Consider the following 4,995-nt stretch of genomic DNA (forward strand, 5'->3'; position numbering starts at 1 on the left):
CCCCCAGGACCAGCAAGGTCTCGCCGGGGCGCAGGCCCCCGCGCCCCAGCAGGGCGTAGTAGACGGTTCCGTAGGTGACCTGGAGCGCCGCAGCCTCGTCAAACGGCATGGCGTCGGGAATGACGATGCAGCGATCCTCCGAGACGACGACCGTCTCGGCCATAGCCCCGAACGGCAGCGAAGCGGAGACGCGCTCGCCGACCGCCAGGGAGGTCACGCCCTCGCCGACCGCGCTCACCACGCCCGCCAGTTCGCTGCCAGGCGAGAAGGGACGCGCCGGCCGCAACTGGTAGCGGTCCTCGATCACCAACCCGTCGGGGAAGTTCACCCCGCAGGCATGAACGGTCACGGCGACCTGCCCCGCCCCCGGGACCGGGGCGTCGACCTCACGGATCACCAGCGTATCCGGGCCGCCTGCAGCCAGACTCTGAAGGGCTCTCATGACTGGCTCCTGGAGAAATGCGCGAGCGACGGTCGACCGCCTTCCTCCCCTAGGCAACAGCCTTGGCCGTGACAATGAATAAATTCTGATACGAGAAATCTGTTCCGCTTGCCGAATAACTCGCGCTAATCTAGCTTCGCCTAAAGAGACGCCGTTTCAGGCGCGCGGAGGATACTGGTGCCCGTCATATTCAGCCTTTGGGCGACATCGCATTCCGCCCGCCAGGTCGGGGTCTGACCATGTCGAACGCCAAGCCCGCGCCGCTCGCCAAGGGCGCCTGGTATACGCTTATCATCCTGACGCTGGTCTATGTGTCGAACTCCATCGACCGTACTGTGATGTCGATCCTGATCGAACCGGTCAAGGCCGAGTTCCAGCTCTCCGACAGCCAACTCGGCGTGCTGACAGGACTGGCTTTCGGCCTGACCTACGCCCTGGCTGGCCTGCCCATGGGTTGGCTGATCGACAGGGTCAACCGGACGAAGCTCCTGGCCGCCGTCGTGGCGATCTGGAGCGTCTGCACCTCGATCTGCGGTTTCGCCCAGAGCTACCCGGCGCTCGTGATGGCGCGCCTGGCGGTCGGAGCTTCGGAGTCTGCGGCCGCGCCGACGGCCATGTCGATGATCGCCGACCTGTTTCCCAAGGAGCGTCGATCGACCGCCATGGGGATATTCTGGACCAGCACGGCCTTCGGCACGGCCACCAGCCTCCTGCTCGGCGGCGTCATCGCCGCCAACTACGGCTGGAGGGCCGCATTCTTCGTCGCCGGCGTGCCGGGCCTGATCCTGGCGGTGCTGATCTTCCTGACTGTGCGTGAACCGGCCCGCGAGCGAGACCTCGGCGGACGGTCGGACGAGCCCGCCCCCTCCCCCTTGCAGACCCTCCGCTTCGTCTGCGCCAATCCCACTGTGTTTCACGCCTTCATCGGCGTCGGCCTAGCGTCGCTGGCTATGTCGGGCGTCCCGGTCTGGGCGGCCTCCTTCCTGGTGCGGACCCAGGGCTTCACCCTGCCGCAAGCGGGTCTGATGGCCGGCCTCGGCGTCGGCCTGTTCGGCGCCCTGGGATCGCTCCTAGGCGGACCGATAGGCGACCGCGTCGTCAGGCGCTGGGGGGTCCAGACCCTGCCGGCCGTGCCGATGACGGCCTGCGTCCTCGCTTGCGCCTCCGGCCTGGTCTTCGCCCTGAGCTCCTCGCTGCTGGTGGTGGCCCTGGCCTTCATCGTCTTCGAGGTGGTTTCGCGCGCCTTCACCGCCCCGGCCTACGCCATCCTTGTCACGGGCGTTGAACCCCGCATGCGCGGCGTGGTCGTCTCCTCGGTCCAGGCCGTAACCAATCTCATCGGCTACGGCGTCGGCCCCCTCGTCGTCGGCGTGGTCAGCGACCGTGTCGGCGGCCCTCATTCACTCAAGTTCGGCATCGCGGCCGTGATGATCTTCAGCCTCTGGTCCGGCCTTCACTTCCTCGTCGCCTGGTTCGCCGCGCGGCGCTCGCAACGTTTCGCCGAGGCGATCGCGGAATGATCGCCGCCGCCCGCGCCCCTCAAACCTTCGTCGGAGCATGACGACCATGGCAGACGAAGCCTTCGCCCCCGCCGTCCAGATCGAACACGTCAATCGTGTGGGCTGGATCATCCTCAATCGGCCAGGTCAGATCAACGCGATCAATCCCGCCCTGCGCCGCGAGGCCGCCGAGGCCCTCGTGCGCCTGGACGCCGACCCCGACGTCGGCGCCATCGTCATCCGCGGGGCCGGCGAGCGCGGCTTCTGCGCCGGCGCCGACATCAAGTCCCAGAACGACGCCGCCTCTCTTCCGGCCCTGCGTGCGGACATGACGCCGGGCTGGATCGAGATTCTGGACCAGGTCCGCAAGCCGGTGATCGCCGCCGTCCACGGCTACTGCCTGGGCGGCGGCCTTGAGATCGCCATGGCCTGCGACATCCGGATGGCCGCGCCCAACGCCGTGTTCGGCCTGCCCGAGACCGGACTGGGGCTGATTCCTGGCGGAGGCGGCACGCAGCGCCTGCCGCGGATCGTCGGCCTGGGCCCGGCGCTGGACCTTCTGCTCTCCGGAGACCGGATCGATGCGGCCGAAGCCTTCCGCATCGGCCTTGTGTCGCGACTGTCCGCTTCCGGCGACAGCCTGATCGACGAGGCCCAGGCCCTGGCGGAACGCATCGCCGCCAGGCCGGCCGCGGCCAGCGCCTATGTCAAGGAGGCCGCGCGCGACGGGTTCGAGATGGATCTGCGCGCGGGCCTCAAGCTCGAAAAGGACCTCTTCGTCCTGCTGATGTCGACCGAGGATCGCCGGGAGGCCGCCGCCGCCTTCAGGGAAAAGCGCCCGCCCGCCTTCACGGGGCGCTAGATGGATTCTCATCACCCCGCTGCGGAGGCCCGTCTGTGAGAAAGCTCCCCCTGCTCAACGCGGAGACGCGACCGTTCTGGACCGGCGGAGAGGTCGGCGAGCTTCGCATGCATCGGTGCGACGATTGCCGGCGCTACTTCCATCCGCCCGCCCCGGTCTGCCGCGACTGCACCAGCCTGAAGGTCGGCCCAGTCCCCGTTTCCGGACGCGGCCGCGTACTGACCTTCACCATCAACCGCCAGGCCTGGACGCCCGAACTCGCGGATCCCTATGTCGTCGCCATCGTCGAACTGGAGGAGCAGGAAGGCCTGCGCTTCCTATCCAACATCGTGAACTGCCCGGCCGAGGCCGTGGCGATCGGCATGCCCGTGAGCGTGGTCTTCGAAAGGGTCGAGGACGTCTGGATCCCTCTGTTCGAAAGGGCGACGTCATGACCGGAGCGCGGTTCCTCGAAAAGAACGTCGCCATCGTCGGCATAGGCCAGTCCGAGGTCGGCCGCCCCTCCTCCCGCTCGGCGATGCAACTCACCGTGGACGCGGCGCTGGAAGCCATCGCCGACGCCGGCCTTCAGCTCAAGGATATCGACGGCGTCTGCTCCTGGCCGGGAGACAATTCCAACGGAAGCAGCTTCTCGCCCGTCGGTCCCCTGGCGGTGCTGAGCATGTTCGGCCTCGACTGCAACTGGTTCAGCGGAGGCTATGAGGCGGCCGGGCCGCTGGCGGGCGTGATGAACGGGGCCATGGCCATCGCCTCGGGTATGGCGAACAACGTCCTGGTCTTCCGCACGATCACGGAATCCAGCAACCGCACGAGCGGCAGCAAGGATCAGAGCCTCGCCGCCAAGTCCGGTCCGCGCGACGGGAATTTCATGTGGCAGTGGTGCACCCCGTTCAATGTCCTGTCGGTGGTCAACATCACCGCCATGTACGCCGCCGCCCACATGGAGAAATACGGCACGACGCCGGAGCAGTTGGCGCAGATCGCGCTCAATGCGCGTCGCAACGCCCTGCTCAATCCCAAGGCCGTCATGCGCAAGCCCATGACGATGGACGACTATTTCAACTCGAAGATGATCTCGACGCCGCTGCGCATGTTCGACTGCGACGTCCATTGCGACGCCTCCACCGCCATCGTGCTGACCCGCCGGGACCGGGCCAGGGACCTGCGCAATCCGCCGGTCCGCATCGAAGCCATCGGCGCGGCGATGAACCAGCCCTATCTGTGGGACCAGGTCGACCTGACCGCCAACGCCACGGCGGACGCCGGCAACGCCATGTGGGCGCGCACCGACTTCAAGCCGTCCGATGTGGACACCGCCCAGCTGTACGACGGTTTCAGCATCCTGACGATGATGTGGCTCGAGGGCCTGGGTCTCTGCCCCAGGGGGGGCAGCGGCGCCTTCGTGGAGGGCGGGGGCCGCATCGCCCTGGACGGCGCACTGCCGCTCAACACCAACGGCGGCCAGCTGTCCGGCGGGCGGACCCATGGCATGGGCTATGTTCACGAGGCCTGCACCCAGCTGTGGGGTCGCGGCGGCGACCGCCAGATTCGCGACCCTCGCGTCGCGGTCTGCGCCTCCGGCGGCGGCCCCCTCGCCGGCAGCCTGCTTCTCGTCAAAGACTGAAGATCACGATCCGCGAGCGCCCGCGCGCCGCCGACGCAAGGAGAACGACATGAGCCTGTACGACCTGCTGCTGAGCGGCGACCTGATGGTCCACGACGCCGACCACACCGCCGAACAGATTGTCAGCAAGCTGGACATTCACGGCCACGCCAACTGGCGCCAGGCCTTTCCGGGCCACCCCTATGTCGCCCACTTCCTGAGGGTGCACAAATCCCTCGCGGTCTCGCCGACCCGCGTCGAGCCCCAGGGCCACCTGGACTTCCCCAACCACGGCGACCCCATGTTCCCGGGCTTCCTCAAGAGCCTCGAGGACTTCCAGGGTCCGTTCCGCCCCATTAAGACCCACGCCACCGTCCTGGTGTCGGACAACATCGGCGGCGTCGTCGAGCACCTGCTCAGCAAGGGTCAGCCTTTCCGCCTGGCGCAGCTGACGCCTGAGATGCCGTTCGACCGGTTGTGGGTCGGCTGCACCCCGGAAAATCCGGTCTATGAGCCCTCGGTCGACGGGGGGCTGTGCATCGAGGTCATTCCCCTGGCCGCGATCCAGATGCCGGCCGAAGCCTTCACC

Annotated in this window: 5 protein-coding genes and 1 pseudogene; 5 read left to right on the forward strand and 1 reads right to left on the reverse strand. The window is 67.6% G+C overall.

What is annotated here, in order from left to right:
• Positions 1 to 442, reverse strand: a 442-nt coding sequence (locus tag HX774_RS18870; protein WP_178828958.1) for an alcohol dehydrogenase catalytic domain-containing protein, incomplete at its 3' end; no start/stop codon positions are given.
• A gap of 239 nt (positions 443 to 681) precedes the next feature.
• Here HX774_RS18870 and HX774_RS18875 point away from each other — a divergent pair.
• The 5 genes and pseudogenes from HX774_RS18875 to HX774_RS18895 all read left to right on the forward strand — a co-directional run.
• Entirely contained in the window at positions 682 to 1,962 is a 1,281-nt protein-coding gene (locus HX774_RS18875; RefSeq protein WP_178828959.1) for an MFS transporter, read from the forward strand.
• A 37-nt stretch (positions 1,963 to 1,999) separates the two neighbouring features.
• A complete protein-coding gene (locus HX774_RS18880; protein WP_255500557.1) occupies positions 2,000 to 2,803 on the forward strand; it encodes an enoyl-CoA hydratase/isomerase family protein in 804 nt (267 codons plus the stop codon).
• A gap of 35 nt (positions 2,804 to 2,838) precedes the next feature.
• The gene (locus HX774_RS18885) at positions 2,839 to 3,237 is read left to right on the forward strand and encodes a Zn-ribbon domain-containing OB-fold protein (RefSeq protein WP_178828961.1); all 399 of its coding nucleotides are present in this window, start codon (positions 2,839 to 2,841) and stop codon (positions 3,235 to 3,237) included.
• The gene (locus HX774_RS18890; protein WP_178828962.1) at positions 3,234 to 4,427 is read left to right on the forward strand and encodes a thiolase family protein; all 1,194 of its coding nucleotides are present in this window, start codon (positions 3,234 to 3,236) and stop codon (positions 4,425 to 4,427) included. Before HX774_RS18885 ends, HX774_RS18890 begins: the two co-directional genes overlap by 4 nt.
• Positions 4,428 to 4,476: 49 nt before the next feature.
• A pseudogene (locus tag HX774_RS18895) lies at positions 4,477 to 4,995 on the forward strand (lactoylglutathione lyase); the annotation flags it as partial.

It is taken from the genome of Brevundimonas sp. P7753 (genome assembly GCF_013386595.1).
Classification (GTDB): domain Bacteria; phylum Pseudomonadota; class Alphaproteobacteria; order Caulobacterales; family Caulobacteraceae; genus Brevundimonas; species Brevundimonas bullata.

What these genes read in the sequence shown, in the direction of transcription:
- HX774_RS18880 (WP_255500557.1), top strand. Translation starts at nt 2,000, where the DNA reads ATGACGACCATGGCAGACGAAGCCTTCGCCCCCGCCGTCCAGATCGAA.
- HX774_RS18875 (WP_178828959.1), top strand. Translation starts at nt 682, where the DNA reads ATGTCGAACGCCAAGCCCGCGCCGCTCGCCAAGGGCGCCTGGTATACG.
- HX774_RS18890 (WP_178828962.1), top strand. Translation starts at nt 3,234, where the DNA reads ATGACCGGAGCGCGGTTCCTCGAAAAGAACGTCGCCATCGTCGGCATA.